This is a genomic window from Wolbachia endosymbiont (group A) of Anthophora plumipes (assembly GCF_964028115.1).
GTDB lineage: Bacteria > Pseudomonadota > Alphaproteobacteria > Rickettsiales > Anaplasmataceae > Wolbachia.
In genome coordinates this window covers 374,070-390,660 of sequence record NZ_OZ034756.1, presented here as the reverse complement: position 1 = coordinate 390,660, position 16,591 = coordinate 374,070, and the positions used below count along the sequence as shown (strand labels likewise).

Annotated in this window: 16 protein-coding genes and 1 tRNA gene; 8 read left to right on the top strand and 9 right to left on the bottom strand. The window is 35.1% G+C overall.

Going from position 1 to position 16,591, the window contains the following annotated elements; translation table 11 throughout:
- The first annotated feature begins 83 nt into the window (after nt 1-83).
- Complete coding sequence (locus ABWU75_RS02050) at nt 84-1,271, top strand: phosphoglycerate kinase (protein WP_353286970.1); 1,188 nt, start codon at nt 84-86, stop codon at nt 1,269-1,271.
- A gap of 58 nt (nt 1,272-1,329) precedes the next feature.
- A complete protein-coding gene (locus ABWU75_RS02045; protein WP_353286969.1) occupies nt 1,330-2,157 on the top strand; it encodes an EndoU domain-containing protein in 828 nt (275 codons plus the stop codon).
- Between the two features lie 177 nt (nt 2,158-2,334).
- Here ABWU75_RS02045 and ABWU75_RS02040 read toward each other — a convergent pair whose 3' ends face one another.
- The 6 genes from ABWU75_RS02040 to der form a co-directional block, all read right to left on the bottom strand.
- A complete protein-coding gene (locus ABWU75_RS02040; protein WP_353287058.1) occupies nt 2,335-3,300 on the bottom strand; it encodes an RluA family pseudouridine synthase in 966 nt (321 codons plus the stop codon).
- Nucleotides 3,291-5,057, bottom strand: a complete 1,767-nt coding sequence (locus ABWU75_RS02035; protein WP_353286968.1) for a hypothetical protein — start codon at nt 5,055-5,057, stop codon at nt 3,291-3,293. The genes ABWU75_RS02040 and ABWU75_RS02035 overlap by 10 nt, the downstream gene beginning before the upstream one ends.
- 61 nt (nt 5,058-5,118) lie before the next feature.
- Entirely contained in the window at nt 5,119-7,125 is a 2,007-nt protein-coding gene (locus ABWU75_RS02030; RefSeq protein ID WP_353286967.1) for a collagen-like protein, read from the bottom strand.
- Nucleotides 7,126-7,295: 170 nt separating this feature from the next.
- A complete protein-coding gene (locus ABWU75_RS02025) occupies nt 7,296-7,838 on the bottom strand; it encodes a demethoxyubiquinone hydroxylase family protein (RefSeq protein WP_253302799.1) in 543 nt (180 codons plus the stop codon).
- Nucleotides 7,813-8,343, bottom strand: coding sequence for a disulfide bond formation protein B (locus ABWU75_RS02020; RefSeq protein ID WP_353275574.1), 531 nt, complete (start codon nt 8,341-8,343; stop codon nt 7,813-7,815). Before ABWU75_RS02020 ends, ABWU75_RS02025 begins: the two co-directional genes overlap by 26 nt.
- The gene (gene der / locus ABWU75_RS02015; protein ID WP_353286966.1) at nt 8,340-9,665 is read right to left on the bottom strand and encodes a ribosome biogenesis GTPase Der; all 1,326 of its coding nucleotides are present in this window, start codon (nt 9,663-9,665) and stop codon (nt 8,340-8,342) included. The genes ABWU75_RS02020 and der overlap by 4 nt, the downstream gene beginning before the upstream one ends.
- A 134-nt stretch (nt 9,666-9,799) precedes the next feature.
- Here der and ABWU75_RS02010 point away from each other — a divergent pair, with 134 nt between their 5' ends.
- Nucleotides 9,800-10,897: a hypothetical protein gene (locus ABWU75_RS02010; RefSeq protein ID WP_353286965.1), complete on the top strand. Its 1,098-nt coding sequence runs from the start codon at nt 9,800-9,802 to the stop codon at nt 10,895-10,897.
- Nucleotides 10,898-11,012: 115 nt separating this feature from the next.
- Nucleotides 11,013-12,539: an acyl-CoA carboxylase subunit beta gene (locus ABWU75_RS02005; protein ID WP_353286964.1), complete on the top strand. Its 1,527-nt coding sequence runs from the start codon at nt 11,013-11,015 to the stop codon at nt 12,537-12,539.
- A gap of 53 nt (nt 12,540-12,592) precedes the next feature.
- On the opposite strand, the gene ABWU75_RS02000 is transcribed toward ABWU75_RS02005, so the two are convergent.
- A tRNA-Thr gene (locus ABWU75_RS02000) sits at nt 12,593-12,665 on the bottom strand.
- Between the two features lie 19 nt (nt 12,666-12,684).
- Between ABWU75_RS02000 and ABWU75_RS01995 the strand changes: the two genes are divergently transcribed.
- Genes ABWU75_RS01995 through pdxH form a run of 3 tightly spaced genes read left to right on the top strand, consistent with a single transcriptional unit; the run spans nt 12,685 to nt 14,219 of the window.
- The gene (locus tag ABWU75_RS01995; RefSeq protein WP_264731704.1) at nt 12,685-12,828 is read left to right on the top strand and encodes a hypothetical protein; all 144 of its coding nucleotides are present in this window, start codon (nt 12,685-12,687) and stop codon (nt 12,826-12,828) included.
- On the top strand, nt 12,794-13,609 hold the full coding sequence (mutM, locus tag ABWU75_RS01990; protein WP_264731702.1) for a bifunctional DNA-formamidopyrimidine glycosylase/DNA-(apurinic or apyrimidinic site) lyase: 816 nt from the start codon (nt 12,794-12,796) through the stop codon (nt 13,607-13,609). The genes ABWU75_RS01995 and mutM overlap by 35 nt, the downstream gene beginning before the upstream one ends.
- Nucleotides 13,610-13,625: 16 nt before the next feature.
- Nucleotides 13,626-14,219 (top strand): pyridoxamine 5'-phosphate oxidase, encoded by a 594-nt coding sequence (gene pdxH / locus ABWU75_RS01985; RefSeq protein ID WP_264731700.1) that lies wholly within the window; start codon nt 13,626-13,628, stop codon nt 14,217-14,219.
- 38 nt (nt 14,220-14,257) lie between these two features.
- Here pdxH and ABWU75_RS01980 read toward each other — a convergent pair whose 3' ends face one another.
- Together ABWU75_RS01980 and ABWU75_RS01975 are read right to left on the bottom strand one after the other, a co-directional pair.
- Nucleotides 14,258-14,437, bottom strand: a complete 180-nt coding sequence (locus ABWU75_RS01980; RefSeq protein ID WP_353286963.1) for a hypothetical protein — start codon at nt 14,435-14,437, stop codon at nt 14,258-14,260.
- 82 nt (nt 14,438-14,519) lie between these two features.
- Nucleotides 14,520-15,233 (bottom strand): helix-turn-helix domain-containing protein, encoded by a 714-nt coding sequence (locus ABWU75_RS01975; RefSeq protein ID WP_353286962.1) that lies wholly within the window; start codon nt 15,231-15,233, stop codon nt 14,520-14,522.
- A gap of 67 nt (nt 15,234-15,300) precedes the next feature.
- On the opposite strand from ABWU75_RS01975, the gene ABWU75_RS01970 reads away from it, so the two are divergent.
- Nucleotides 15,301-16,311 carry a DNA-methyltransferase gene (locus ABWU75_RS01970; protein ID WP_353286961.1) on the top strand — a complete coding sequence of 337 codons (1,011 nt, stop codon included), beginning with the start codon at nt 15,301-15,303 and terminating at the stop codon, nt 16,309-16,311.
- The last annotated feature ends 280 nt before the right edge of the window (nt 16,312-16,591 follow it).

The window sequence follows — 16,591 nt, the reverse complement described above, 5'->3', positions numbered from 1 at the left end:
CAAATTTCCTTAAACGTTCGTAAACTTAAAACTTTACTTTAGGTCAAACCGCTGTATAGTGGCTTTATAGCTTTAGTTTTACAATGAATATACCTAGTATAGAAAATTGTGATCTTCACAATAAAACCGTTTTACTCAGAGTTGACTTCAATGTTCCTATAAAAGATGGAGAAATTCGTGACGTCACTCGTATTTTGAGAGCATTGCCTACTATTGAGTATTTAGTGAATGCAAGTGCAAAGATTATTATTATATCGCATTTCGGACGCCCAAAGGCCAGAGACAATAATCTGTCGCTAAAAAATGTAATTGACACTTTATCGCAGTTACTAAATAAAAAAGTGAAATTCATTGATGATTGCGTTGGTGAAAAAGTGCAAAAAGCAGTGAGTGCTATGGATGCAAGAGATATAATATTACTAGAGAATCTAAGATTTTATAAAGAGGAAGAGCAGAGTGACTCAAATTTTGCCAAACAACTAGCATCTCTAGCGGATATATATGTAAATGATGCATTTTCTTGCTCTCACAGAGCTCACGCTTCTATTTCACGCATTACAGAGTTTTTACCTTCCTACGCGGGATTTTGCTTACAAGATGAGCTAAAGTATCTTGAAAAAGCTGTATCGTTTAAAGCTAAACCTATTACTGCGATAGTTGGGGGAGCCAAAATGTCAACTAAGATAAAAATGCTTATAAAGCTAACAGAAAAGGTTGATTACCTAGTTCTCGGAGGTGCAATTGCTAATAATTTTTTGTTATTTAGCAAAGTAAATATAGGAAAATCTTTCTTTCAAAATGGTGTTGACGACCTTCTACATAATATTGTTGAAACAGCAAATAAAAACAATTGCAAAATAGTTGTGCCAGAAGACGTTCTGGTTGCAGTAAACTCTGATTACAGCACTAGTATTTCAAGAAGAACTGAGTCCATTTTGGACGGTGATATAATTTTGGATATCGGATCACAAACTTTGAGTACAATAAGCAGTATAATAGCAAGCAGTAAGACTCTGCTGTGGAATGGACCTATTGGTGTTTTTGAACATTCAGCTTTTGCAAGTGGTACAATAGGGGTAATGAAAGTCGTAAGTGACTTAACGCACAAAGGAAAGTTAACCAGCATAATAGGGGGAGGTGATAGTCTATCTGCAATAAGCGCTGCAGGCCTTACCGATAAGGATTTTACATATGTTTCCACTGGTGGAGGAGCGTTTTTAAGTTGGCTGGGTGGTGATGAAATGCCGGGAGTTGCTGCTCTGCAAAAATGATTAGATTAAAACTTTTTTAAATTGTTTCTTATAAGCTAGCTTTTTTGTGAACGTGATTATGTCGAAGACAGTTAAACTAATTTTGTGTTTAATAATACCAATAATAGGATTTATTTTTTATATTAAGGATCATTATTTTCACACCAGTTATGTAGAAGAAAATGTTAAGGTCAATTTTGAACCATTTTTCAGTTCACAACCAGGTTATATACCACCGTTTCCAGAATTAACTGACTTCGATAGAGGAGTGTTGAAAGTTTGTGGAGATTGGGGAGCACATCCAGATAAAGAAGATTTCAAAATTTTACTTAGTTGTCCGCAGCATCAAGAAGTAGTGAAAGGAATATATGATAAGCTTGATCATCAAGTGATTACGCCAGATGCGGATTTGGAGTTATTTAAAGATGAACTGGCTAACATTTGGTTTACAAATAGTGGAAGTGAAAAAGAAACTATAGGGTTTGGACATATTTTTTGTGGTGAGCCAAACGATAAATTAGGTGGTATGCATTTTGTAGGTAGATATGTTGAAGCTCAAGAAGATAAATGGGCAGGTGCAATTTGGAATGATAAGTCCCTATGCAATAAATCAGATATTAAGCCACCAGTTTATACATTTGGAATGAAATATTTGGGTAAGGATGGGGAAGTGAAAGTTAAATGCCCAAATGGATACGCATATAACCTTCATGCCGATGATATTTTAATTTCTGCAACTAAGGCATTCAAGGAATTAGGAAAAGATGGAATGTGCCTATATGAAATGGAAGATGACAATTATCAATCAATGTTTGTAAGAAAGAATGATGCTATACTCACGTTCTATCCCGACTTAACACCAAAATGTGATGATAAGAGTACTTATTGTAGCTGCAGTAAATCTTAATTTATTTCAGCCAAAGATATATATAGCTAAAGTGGCTTAGGTTTACCTACAATTTGAAAAACAAAAATTCGTCATCCCGCTGCTCGTTAGCGGGATCTAGAGATACCGCGAATGAATCGCGGTATGACGTAGGGAAACCTTTCTTGGGTTAGCTATACCAGCAATGATGCCGTTACTTCAAAAATCAGGTAAACCTTTCTTAGGTATATTTTCAAACTCACCAATTAAAGTTTTTATATCTTGCGGTAAATCAGAGACAAATTCCATGTATTCCTTACTTTTTGGGTGGTATAAGCCCAGTATATAAGCATGTAGTGCTTGCCTATTGAAATTATGAATGAAACTAGAGTTTTTAGCATATTTTGTGCTTTTACTACTATTTTTTCCGTAAACTTGATCACCAACTATGGAATGTCCTATGTGGCTCATGTGGACTCGAATTTGGTGTGTTCTGCCTGTCTCTAAAGTGCATTTAACCAGGCTTGCTTGTCCTATAATTTTCTGCACTAAATAGTGAGTGATTGCTAATTTGCCTGTGATTTTTGTTACACACATCATTTCTTTATTACCGCGTTTGGGAGCAATGTTAGTTTTTATAGTTCCCTGCTGGGAAGATAATGCTCCCCAAACTACTGCTAAATATTCTCGCTTTATTTTACGATTTGATAACAATTCAGACAAAAAACTATGGGCTTCCTCATTTTTTGCAATTACCATCAGCCCACTAGTATCTTTATCGAGTCTATGAACAATTCCTGGTCTTACATCAAGGCGAGCGATAACTGCGTTCAAGAGCGTATCATTGTTTGTCCCAGCACCAGGGTGCACTGTTAATCCACTTTGTTTACTCAGAACTATAATGTCCTCATCTTCATAGACGATATCAAGTTTTATGTCATAATTAGGCTCAATTGATGTGGATATGTTAGGTTGAACGAGATGTACTATATACTCTTCACCTGATTTTACTATGTGATCATTATTAATTATCGGTGTGCCAAGTAATTTCACCTGCTCATTCTGTATCAATCTTTGCGCTTTACTGCGCGATATGTTGCATTTTTCAGCTATACAGGTGTCTAACCTTAATTTCTCTTTATCATTATTAACACTTAAGGTTATTACTGAGTGATCTATAGTGATTTACCCCGCGCCATTTCCCATGCTGCTTGAATATTTTGATTTACGAAATCAACTTTTGTACTAGGAAGATCACCTTGTTTTTTAATATGGCAAGTTGTTTGAGAGCCATCTTTCCAGTGAATTATTATCTTGTTATCAAAATCCCGTAGTGTTGCCTCAACCTTTTTTTCTTTATTATCTTTTTCTTCCAGCTTAATAGATTCTAATAAATAATATAGAAAGTCACTTGGTTTGCCGTTGATTTTTTCTTTCCACTTGTCTGTTCTTTTTCGTTCAAGTAAATCTTTTTCCAGCTGCCTTACTCTGTCTTGTTTTTCTAAGACTACCATTTGTTCTTGTAGCTTCTTCTCTTCATCTACTAATTGATCAGTATTATCTTCATTATCAGGCTCACTTGGTCGGTTGTGTTCTTCTAATAACTGTGTCTGTATCTCTTGATCTGCAGATTCATTAGTACTAGTTTGCATATCTTTATTTGCAGATCGATCAGTATTAGATTGACCACTGCTTCCTTGCCCATTTTGTTGAGGGTTGGGGTTATTAGGTGCGTTAGGCAGTCTTTCATCTGCAAAAGTTGCTCCGGATAATCCCATACGGGCTCCAGGTTTAAGTCTAGATATTCTATCTTCTAAAGTCTCTGCTAGATTACTCAAGTTGTTTACTAAACTCATTACCTTTTCTACGTCCACTTCACTCAGTTTACCTTTTACGTCTCCGCTAACTTCTTTACACAGAACATCCACACTTTTACTAATATTTTTCAGGCAGTCAGTTATTTCTTTACTAGCAGTTGTTTTCACCTCATCCACATTTTTCTTTATATCTTTTTCTAATTTATCAAGTAAAGCTTTGAGATCCTTCCCTATACTGCCAAGCGTTTCTTTAATGTTAATATTTGCAGGCTTTAAAAGACTATTATCAAGTAAATCGCAAGCTTTTTTAAGGTTACTGCGAAATGAGTCGCAAAACGGACCAAACAGTTCTTTTATTAGAGATATTAGTTCATTTTCCTTTTTACCAAGCTTATTTTCTATTACTGATACAACCATGCCCTTTCCAGACCAGTATGGAAGTAGAAGACCTAAAGTACTGTGGTTTCTAATAGTATGATTTTCATAATCTACGCTATTACTTATTAGATTGCTAAGTGTTGATATGATGCATACAAGAATAATAACTAATAAAGATATTAATGTTATTGAAATATTAATGGATTGTGATATTGCTGAAACTACTATAATAGCACCAAATACATATGATCCAGTAAACAAGAAAATCCTATTTCTATTTTCTGCTTTTATATCTTCTAGTATTTCTCTCTGCATCTTAGAAATTGGTAAAACTATTGAAAGCTTTTTCCTCTTACGATCTAAATTTGTTACAATTTCAATTTTTTCGGCTTCTTGAACAATCTGGCTGTACTGTTCATCAACTTGATAGTTTCCTACTTTTTTATCTATCTCATTCTCTTTTATTTTTTGTGTATTTATAAAGTTTATAACAGCAGTAAATAAGAGAACTGCAAGAGGAATAAAGGCAAGAGGTGCTGGCGTGAACGTAAACCCAGCAATACTTACTGTAACAGGCTGAATAGAAAAGGCAGTAAATGCTATAAGAGTAGCAATGGTACTTGCTATCGATATAGTACCAGAATACTTTCTTATAGAGCTCAAAATTCTACTGGGCTGGTCAGCAAGTTTTCTAAATCCTAAAAAATCAAAATAGTCTTTGAAAGGATCTTTAGTGTCTGTAACCATAACATTTTTCTAGTTTTAATTTATTTAGGTATACATTAACCAAACCTTAAAATCAAGTTTCTTAATTTTTCAACATGTGCCAAGGCCGGTTAGAGCGCACTGTATTAATCTTTACGTAACGATTTGTTAACCAAATTGAATGTGTGCCATATGTTTTTAGATTGGTGTATTTAATAGTTCTAGTATTACAAACTGAATAGTCGAATTCACTTAATTGAATTATTAAATCAACTTTATCACAATTTTCTGAAATATCTTCTTTTTTATAAGCAAGCAGTACTGATTTATTATTTCCTTTATTATATATACAGCCATAATCGTTGCACTTTAGTCTTTTATCTGGATTGCTATATTTTGTATGATTCAAAATTTGGTTCTGCCCATTTTGTTTCGCCCATGTTTTGACAACAAAGTTCCTATTTTTTCTGGTGAGAGAATATAGTAAGTTATCACTCTCCTTTGCAGCAACATTATCAGCATTTATTAGGATGTCGGGGGTTTTATATGCGGTGCTAAAGCAAATACCTAGTACAATAAAGAAAATTCCGAAGAAACGCCAATTTCTTTCCCACAAGCACAGCCACAATAAACCAAGTGTTATGATAATAATTGATGAGGCAGGAAAAGTACGAATGGGAATAACCAAATACTGAAGACTAGCGATTGCATTTGTTATATACAAGACGGTATCTCCTCTTAATCCTTGATCGCCCTTTTCACCCTTTATACTTTTTTTAAAGTTTTTATCATTTGCAATGTCCTTCGACAGATCTTGAGTAACATAGTTCTCAAGTGTTTTACCTTTTAATTCAGTTATAGGTGTATTAAACAGCACTTTTTTGAATCTTTCTAGTTCACTTGATAATAAAATAGCTGCCACATTCTCGGGCTTTGCATCTCTTCCTGGCTCACCTTTTTGACCTGGATAACCTTTTCCACCTGGAAGACCTGAATGATCTCTAAAGCCTGGCGACCCAGGCTCGCCCTGTCTACCTTTTTCACCTGGAATACCTCTAGGACCTGGAAAACCTTCATAACCTCTTAGACCTTTATCACCTGGAGGACCTCGATAACCTGGAGGACCTCGATAACCTGGAAGTCTAGGCATTCCTTCTACTTGTTCTGTATGTCTTAATTGCTTAATTTGCTCTTTTAAATGTTGAACTTCTGCTTTTAAGTCTTCAAATTCTCTAGTATTCACCACATCAACCTCCAAAAAGTTACCAAAATTTTCTAAGTTATAATAATAAGGATATAAAGCTAAGTTATGATCGTATTTATACCCAAAAGAATTAGGGTTTAACGAATAGAAGTTTTTGCATTCGCCATTTTCATCCGATATGCAGCCAACGTAATTGTCACCTAACTTTTCTGTTGTGAAATAGCTATTTTTCACATTCAATCTCTTTATTTCATGAAAAGGAGATAATTTGAAATCATCACTTCTCCTATCGAATATTGGAACAACATTATTCAACATACCAACCTTACTACCAGTGGAGTTATGTATTTCAACGCTCTTATAAAATTTGTATTCATATTGTGATTCTTTAAAAACATTGTCTCCAATTCGTATATCAAGTCTACTGCCAATAAGACTCATATTTTTACTACTTATTACATCTTTTGGATCTATTAAAACCTTACTACTTTCAAGTGGTTTAAATTTTATAGAACGTGTATCATAATCATATACATGAACATATTCACCATTCTTGCGGGATTGAGGTATAAAATCAATAGTAGCTATACTAATAATATTGCCATCATGGTAATAATAGTAATATTCACCTGAGTCAGTAACCAAAGCTAACTTGTTGTCATCTCCTACTTTTTCTAGCTTTAGTTGTAGTCCTTGAGATAAACCATTCAGCACCTTTTGTGTTCCACAGCTATAGTCAATCACAATAAGGCGCTGATCTATAGGCTCATCAATAATAACGTAAGATGTAGTAGGTAGACTAACTGTTGTTTCGCTATTTACTCTTACTTTAGTAGTTATCACATAACGAGCTGCGTTACTACAGTCTTTACCTGGGGCATCTTCCTTTTCTAGTTTAAAACGCATTTTCCCTTCCTTTGTGGTCTATGTTTTAGACACAGTTAATTTACAAACACTAATTATTGATTAATAATGGTGATATGTAAATATAGTTATAAAATAATTGTTACACTTGAATTTCTTCCTGGTTTCTGTTGTCATCATAACATTAAAAACACTTTAAGAAAGCTGCTTAGTTAAATTAACTTGGACAAGTAAATAGCAGTTTTGCAGCCTGTTTTTATGAATGAAGATAAAATGTTGTAGCCAAATGCGCTTTCAGCATTGTGCTGAATTGCAATATCTCTGTGTTCTAGCTCCTCATCGCGGAATTTACTTATAGTTTCTCTTAATTCTCCATCTTCTAAATGTGAAACTTGCTCTTTGTAGTGCTCCCCTATAACTTCTTCAACTGCAGCAGTGCAAGCCATAGCAGCTTTTTTGCCCATAATGGCAGTTGCAACGCCAAGTGACACTCCTAAAACACGCCAAACTGGCAACAAAACAGTAGGACGAACTTTTTGCTCTTTGATTTTCTCATTAAAATAGTGAAAATGCTTTTTTTCCTGCTCTTCCATTTCAATTATTTCATTGATTATAGAAGATTTTTTAAGAATAAATTTTTGACCAGAATAAATGCAAATAGCTCCATATTCCCCAGCATGATTTACTCTAATTGCCTGTTGCAAGAACTGATTGTTGCTGTACCTTAAATTATTTAGATTTCTTTCTTTCTCCACAATACACCTTACCTGATACGAACAGAGCTGCTATGAGATAAATTAAATTCCATGTTGCTAAGGAAACACCTAGAACGTAATGAGGTCTGTCACAAGATGGAGAGTAATTAGGATTTAGTAGATTATTTCTGAGCTCTTCTATACTAACGTTACCACTTGCTTGCTCTGTACAACCTAAAACATCATGAAATAAGTGGAGTTCAAGACCTACATGATAAAAAGATATTACTGCACCTATGAGGTAGCTGCAAAACATTGCATAGATTAGAATTTTGTTGTCTTTAAGCATGCATACTACTGCAAGTAACCCTGCAACATAGTAAACTACCCGCTCGTATGTACATAACTTGCATGGCAGCATGTTGAAAAAATATTCTAGCACATATGCAAAAATTAGAGCAAAAGCACTTGATAGCAGAAAGATTGTAGGAATTCTGGAGTTATTACACACGACTTTAAGTAAATTATTATAAAGACCCCTGAAAGTATAAAGCAGAGTATTCATTTTGCATAGGGATTTTTATTTTTTTTCAAAAGTAATCTGACTGGCACACCATCTACGAAGAAATTTTTTCTAAGATCATTAATTAAATAGCGTTTATAACTTTCATCAACACTTTCAGGTATGTTACATATCAAAGAAAAAGCTGGAGGTTTAGTACCAATTTGAGCGATATACTTCATTTTAACTGCTTTACCTTTTACAAGCGGGTGAGAGTGCCTATCTAAAGCATCAATTAGCCACTTATTCAGTTTTGCAGTGCTGACTTTCTTGTTCAAAGATTCACTCACTTCAAGACACTTATCTATCACATCGCCGCAGCGCATGCCTTTCAATGCAGAAATTGTTACAGTTGGCACTTCCAAGAATAACCGAGTCACTTCCTGTTGTTTGACAAATTTTATTAACTTACTTCTGTCATCCTTACCTATTAAATCCCACTTATTTAAAACAACAATAATCCCTTTCCCTCCCTTAATTGCAGCTTCACCAATTGATAAATCCTGCTGCTCAATACCAACTAGGGAGTCTAGCATTAAAACTACCACATGAGAGCGCTTGATTGATTCTAAGCTTTTTTCAACAAATCTTGATTCTAAGTCATCTATAACATTCGCCTTTCTGCGGATTCCTGCAGTATCAATGAGAGTAATTAGCTCCCCATTATGATCATATACAATATCTACAGAATCACGTGTGGTGCCTGGCTCTGAATTCACTATTACTCTGTTTTCTGTAAGTAGGCTGTTTAAAAAAGTTGATTTTCCGACATTTGGGCGACCGATGATTGCAATTCTAAGTTTACTGGACTCACTGCCCAATAGATCAGTGTCTTCGTTCAAATTTTCAATAACATCAGCTAATGCATCATAAAGATCAACCATGCCAAGATTATGTTCGGCAGAGATATACACCGGGCCAAGAAAATCAAAAAACTGCAAATAATCAACATTTTCAGACTTATGACTCTCGCATTTATTTGCTATCAGTATCACAGGTTTATTTATTTTTCTCTTCAGCCACTTTGCAAATTCTTTGTTTTGCTCATTTTGCACTTTTGCGTCAACAAGAAAGAAAATTATATCTGCACTCAATAAAGAAAACTCTATTTGCTCAATAACTTGTAGTGAAAAATTAGTTTGGTCGTTCCATCCTCCTGTATCTATAACTTTAAACTCTAAATCGCTAATTCTGCCTATTCCTTCTCTTCTATCTCGTGTAACCCCTGGAATATTGCTGACCACCGCTGCTTTTCTTCCCACCAATCTATTAAAAAGAGTTGATTTACCAGCATTTGGTAGGCCTACTATAGAGATTTTTAGCATAATTTAAGAGCACCTTCTATACACAGTAAATTATAACCGAAATCTTGCAATTTAACTATTGACTTTATAGGTTATATCAATATTCTCAAGTCAAGATATTTTATCTTAACTTTATTATGTGAAATGGAGGAGTTATGTTAAAGCTAGAGCAAATAGAAAGTGTAGGTAATGGAAAATTAGAACAACAAGGGTCACAAAACCATTCATATAAAGATATAAAGCGTCCAGAAAAGACGGATGAATTCCTATTAATTAGGACAGTATATAAACAAATTGAGAGAGAGAAGCGAAAAAAGATCCTAGAGCAAGTAGAAGATATAGAAAAAAAATATAAAGTGCTTTCTGATAGTCAGATTGCGGGAAAAGTGGTTGACGAATTACTAGAAATTGTAAAGCTTGCATATCAGGACCAAATTATGTTTGGTATGCCGTATGGTTTGGTGCATGGTATACTATCTAATGAAGAAAAAGAACGAGCAGCAAAAGAAATATCACTGATAGGGCACTTGATAAAAAATATAGACCTAATCAAAAGACAAAATTTAAGCCTTGAAAATAGTGAAAAAGAAAAGTTGGATTCTCTTTGCTCAAAGATAACTGATTTAATTTCAACAGGCACGTATGTGAGTAAAGAAATCTTGGACTTGTGTTGCAACAATATACCAATAAATTCGGCTCTAGAAGAAAAGCGTAACAGCTACTTATTGAGCCTAGAGAAAGCTGTGTGTGACAGTATTGAAAATGACAAAAAAGAAGGAATTGTAGTAGAAAGAGATAATAAATTTTATTGTGTAAAATGTTCAGAAGAAAGTGTGATCACTCCTGCAAAGTTTATGAATTCTCCGGAATTTAAGGATTTAGAATATGGTGCATTGCTAATGGGAGAAGGAGATAATATAATTCGGACACGAAATGGGCAATATCATGATATGAAAGGCAAAGTAAAGATGACTTTTAAAGTAGATAATGGTGAAATGATTGAAATGATTTTATCTTCTGAAAAAGCTGAGAGTTTTGGTGCAATAACAGTACAGATGGATGATAAAAGTTGTGAAATCTTCTCAAAGTACCTTGAAGAGCTAGAAAAAGAATCTCGTGTAAGCAAGGTCGTCGAAGCTGCTAAAAGTTTTGTGCAAAGTAAAACTGTTTCACCTCCTCTTTCTTCTATGGGCGATACTAATACATCCAATCACCTTGAAAACATTGGCAAGAGCGCTGAACAGAGAAGTTGAGAAGCAATAGCTGTCCACACATACACTGTTGCATATAGCAATAGTGTATGTGTATAGTTAATAGGGTTTGTAAACTTAATAAAGTCTACAACTAATTTGAAAACTACTTTATTGTATGCAAGACTTTGAAATACTAGAAAATCTAAAAACCAAAGCACTAGAAGCTGAAAAAGGAGGCGGTTCTAACAGAATCAATAAACAACACGAAAAAGGGAAATTAACTGCTAGAGAAAGGCTCAGTGTATTACTCGATGAAAATTCGTTCGAAGAATACGATAAATTCGTGAAGCATCACGCAACTGATTTTGGCATGCAAAATGCTAATTTTTTAGGTGATGGAGTAGTGATTGGTCATGGTACTATCTTCGGCAAGAAAGTTTTTGTTTATTCTCAGGACTTTACTGTCTTTGGTGGATCACTTGGTGCATCACATGCAAAAAAAATATGCAAAATTATGGATATGGCAATTAATGCCAGGGTTCCAATTATCGGACTAAATGATTCTGGTGGAGCCAGAATTCAGGAAGGAGTAAATTCCCTTGCTGGTTATGGAGAAATTTTCCAAAGAAACGTAAATGCATCGGGCGTTATACCACAAATCTCTTTAATTATGGGTCCATGTGCAGGAGGGGCTGTTTATTCTCCAGCATTAACTGACTTTACTTTCATGGTAAAGAATAGTTCATACATGTTTATAACCGGACCAGATGTAGTAAAAAAGGTTACCTATGAAGATGTAAGCTTCGAAGACCTCGGTGGAGCAAAAATTCATACAAGCAAAACAGGAGTGGCAGATTTTGCATTCAATAATGATGTTGAAATGCTGCTAAAAATGCGTGAATTCCTTACCTTTTTACCAGCAAATAATCAAGAACCACCGAAATCTGTACCAACCTGTAATGATGTTAATGAGATTGATGAATCCTTAAACACTCTAGTTCCTACCAATCCTAACACTCCTTATGATATGTATGAACTCATTGAAAAAGTTTGTGATGAGAAGAAATTCTTTGAACTAAAACCTGATTTTGCTCGTAATATTATAATTGGTTTTAGTAGAATTGGAGGAAATACTGTTGGTATTGTTGCAAATCAACCTATGCACCTTGCAGGATGTTTGGATATTGATTCTTCAAGAAAAGCTGCAAGGTTTGTAAGATTCTGTGACGCATTTAACATTCCCATCATCACACTTATTGATGTTCCGGGGTTTTTACCTGGTACAAATCAAGAATACAATAATATAATACAACACGGAGCAAAGTTGCTTTACGCTCACGCTGAAGCGACCGTGCCGAAAATTAGCCTTATCACTAGAAAAGCGTATGGTGGTGCATATATCGTTATGAACTCGAAACATTTAAAAGGTGACATAAATTATGCTTGGCCAACTGCTGAAATAGCTGTAATGGGCCCTGAAAGTGCAGTTGAAATTATATTTAGGCATGAAAAAGACCAGCAAACGTTAATCAAAGAATATAAAGAGAAATTTGCTAATCCATTTTTTGCTGCATCACATGGATACATTGATGACATTATAGTGCCAAGTAAAACAAGGCATTACTTTTGTAAAGCATTAGAGCTACTCAAAAACAAGAAAGTAGAAAGGATATGGAAAAAGCATGATAACCTGCCTCTGTAACTTTCTTCTAAGCCTTGCTTACAAGTTATGCAATATTATAAGTGTAATCAGTGTGCCGTTACCAAGACTCGAACTTGGGACCTCGTCATTACCAATGACGTACTCTACCACCTGAGCTACAACGGCAAGTTTATATATTATGATAATGAATAATACAAAAAAGAATAAGGAAAAAGAAGAGGAGAAAAAAAGATTAGCGAAAGCTTTAAAGCAAAATATTTTGAAAAGAAAAAAGCAGCAACAGAGTAGACAAGATGCCAGAACTACCAGAAGTAGAAATAATCTCTAACTTCTTGCTTGATAAAATTAAAAACAAGCAAATTAGCAATGTTATAGTTAATAATTGGAATTTACGTGCCCCAATAACAAAAAATATTGATGATATGCTAAAGGGCAAAGTCATAAGCAACATCAAGCGTAGAGGTAAGTATACGATCTGGAATACAGATGGTAGTATGGCTGTAATCATACATCTTGGCATGAGCGGAAAGCTTATATATGCTGACCATGATCAAGTGCGGAATAAGCACGATCACGTGGTATTTTTATTTTCCGATAATACTTCAATAATCTTTAATGATCCAAGAAGATTTGGATTAGTTATTATTTTAAGCAAAGAACAAGAAATAAATTTTTTTGATGGTTTTGGAATAGAGCCCCTCACGGATGAATTCAGTGGAGACTATTTACAAGAGTTGCTGAAAAACAAAAAAGTGAATATCAAATCAGCATTAATGGACAATAAATTAATAGTTGGCGTAGGCAATATATATGCTTCTGAAAGTTTGTTTAGAGCCCGCATATCACCACTCAGGTCAGCAAAAGACTTGACCTATAGAGAGTGCGAAAAACTTGCTGCTGAAATAAAAAATACTCTGAGTGATGCAATTGCTGCAGGCGGTTCAACACTGAAAGATTATGCACAGCCATCTGGATCTGCTGGATACTTTCAAAATAACTTTTACGTATATGGTAAAGTTCAAAAACCTTGCAAAATCTGCAACAATATCATAACACTTATACGACAAAATGGCCGTAGCACTTATTTCTGCAACGTATGTCAGAATTAAGATTTTATTTTTGAATATGACATTTTTACCTGAAAAAGATCCGATTAACTTGTTTTCAAAGTGGTATGAAGAAGTACTTAATTCTCCGTGTAAACAACCAACTGCAATGACGCTAGCAACTTGTAGCAAAGACTGCATTCCATCTGCAAGAGTAGTATTACTAAAGGAATATAGTAAAGAAGGTTTTGTGTTCTTCACTAACATAAATAGTAGAAAAGGAAAAGAATTGACCGAGAACCCTAAAGCTGCGTTAGTGTTTCACTGGGTAGAATTTGCTAGGCAAGTACGAATTGAAGGAGATGTTAAACTTCTAAACGATGAAAGAACTGACAAATACTTCTCTTCTCGAGCGCGCGATAGTCAAATTAGCGCATGGTGCTCAAAACAATCGAGCATTCTGAAAGATTGGCAAGATTTTGAGCAAGCTATAAAATTGAAGGAGAAAGAATTTTACAATACACAAGTTTCTCGTCCTGACTTTTGGGTGGGATTTTGCGTAATCCCAAAAGTAATTGAATTTTGGCAAGAAGGTGAATATAGGAAGCATATTAGATTTAGATACACCCTTGTTGAGGGAAGCGATTGGAAAATAGAACAACTATATCCCTAGCTACATTCGTTATTGGAAAGCTGAAGGAAGGTATCCGTTCAGCAGAGTGGCAAAATAGGTAGACAAAGTGCTCTAAAAAGATAGTCATAGAGTAAATGTGAGCTTACAATAAATGGTGTCATCCCAGTGCCCAGACACTGGGATTCAGAAAAATTGACTGTAAACAGGCACACTATACAACATTTTCGATCAAAAGCTGGATCCCAGTGTCTGGGCACTGGGATGACAAGAAAGGGAACACTGGAATTTTTGTTTCAGTATTTGTACATTAGCCATGCACCTGAACAGATACGAAGGAAGTTAGTGGCGGTCACATACTCTTTCATCACAAAGAAGCTTACCTTTATCTCTGACGTATTTTAAAGGAATTTTGGGATTATTGATGTCTTTACCACCAGTATCATGCCATTTCTTTTCCCATGTAATATAATATGGTTCAAGGTCTTGCGGCGTTAATTTATATATTTCTTTTAGCTCTATTCCTTCATAAATAGCAAATACCCAATCCACCTTTCGGTATTTTGCAATTATTGTCGGATTCATATGATGATGAGTAGAAAAGCTTTTTGTAAGAAGAGCATTTACTAATTTAAGCTCATATTCATTACCATACTCATCAATGGCATCATTTCCCTCGCGTGCTGGAAGAATAGTGAGTCCAGTTAGTAATAAGACTTGTAGGATTTTCCCGCCGTTATCCTGAAAGATATCATTTATACCATGCTTAACAGCAAACTCCTGGTACTTCCGTATATGAGGAAATATATCTTTCAGACATTTTCTGTCTTGATCCTGATTTAGAAGTGCAGTAGGTTCAACACCAAGGGCATCTGCTGTGCGCTCAACATTATCTATAGAGATATTTCTCTCACCACGTTCAACGGAGCCTATATATGTTCTGTGTAATTCACATAAATCAGCAAGAGTTTCTTGGGAAAGCCCTTTTATATTTCTTATCTTTCGTATATTCTGGGAAAGAAGTAACCGCAAAGATTGTTTTTTTATTTTTGTCATCTTTGTAAGATAATAGTTGACAATTATAAGTCTACAGACTATAAGTATCTTTCATATGGCACATATATTGGAAAAATTTAAATTTAATAATAAACCCACATATACTACAGACAGGGGAGCTGCATATTGTGGAGACTCTCTTAACCTATTGCCGCAATTACCAGATAATAGCTTAGATCTCGTAATCACCAGTCCACCGTTTGCTTTGCAAAGAAAAAAAGAATACGGAAATGAATCCCAAGCCGAATATGTTGCATGGCTTAGTCAATTTGCAAAATTAGTACATAGCAAACTCAAAGATACAGGCAGTTTTGTACTTGATCTAGGTGGGGCTTATGAAAAAGACGTGCCATCCAGAAGTTTATATAATTTTAGAGTGCTTATACATTTCTGTGATGACATAGGCTTCTTCCTTGCAGAAGATTTCTATTGGTATAATCCTTCTAAATTGCCAAGTCCAATTGAATGGGTAAATAAGAGAAAAATCAGAGCAAAAGATTCTGTTAATACAGTATGGTGGTTCAGCAAAACCGAGTGGCCTAAAGCAGATGTCACAAAGGTGCTAGTGGAATACAGTGGCCGCATGAAAAAACTTATCGAGAACCCAAAGGCTTATTATACTCCAAAAGAACGACCATCAGGACATAATATTGGTAGTAGCTTTGGTAAAGATAATGGAGGAGCTATTCCATCAAATCTTTTGCAGATTCCCAATTCAGAATCTAACAGCCAGTATCTTGCTGCATGTAAGGAACTAGGTGTAAAAGAGCATCCAGCTCGATTCCCTGCTAAATTACCTCAATTTTTTATTCAGTTTCTAACACAACCAGGAGATGTTGTTTTAGATATTTTTGCTGGCTCTAACACAACAGGTTTTGTATGTGAGCAAGAAAACCGTTACTGGTTAGCATTTGAAGAAAATAGAGAATATCTTGCTGCATCTGCTTTTAGGTTCTTAAAAAAAGAATGCTCAAAAGAAACTATTTATCAACGCATTGTTCATGGTGAAGAGCAAGTGTTAAAGGCTAAGCAGTCTGTATTGGATCTTAAGTTCACTCAGCAGTCATTAGTAGTTTAGTTATGCTCTTTGTTCGTATCCGTTCAGCGGAGCGGCAAAATAAGGTAGACAAGGTAGTATAAAAAGATAACCATAGAGTAAAAGTGAGTTTACAACAAATGCCAGTGCGTGACACTGGGATGACAAAAAAGGGGCTACTCGGATGACAAAAAAAGGAGCACTGGAATGACAGCAGCCCTACGTCATACCGCCGCGGTATCTCTTAACATAGATCCCGCTAACAAGTAGCGGGATGACGAATATACCGCCACGAACCGTCATACCGCGATTCATTCGCGGT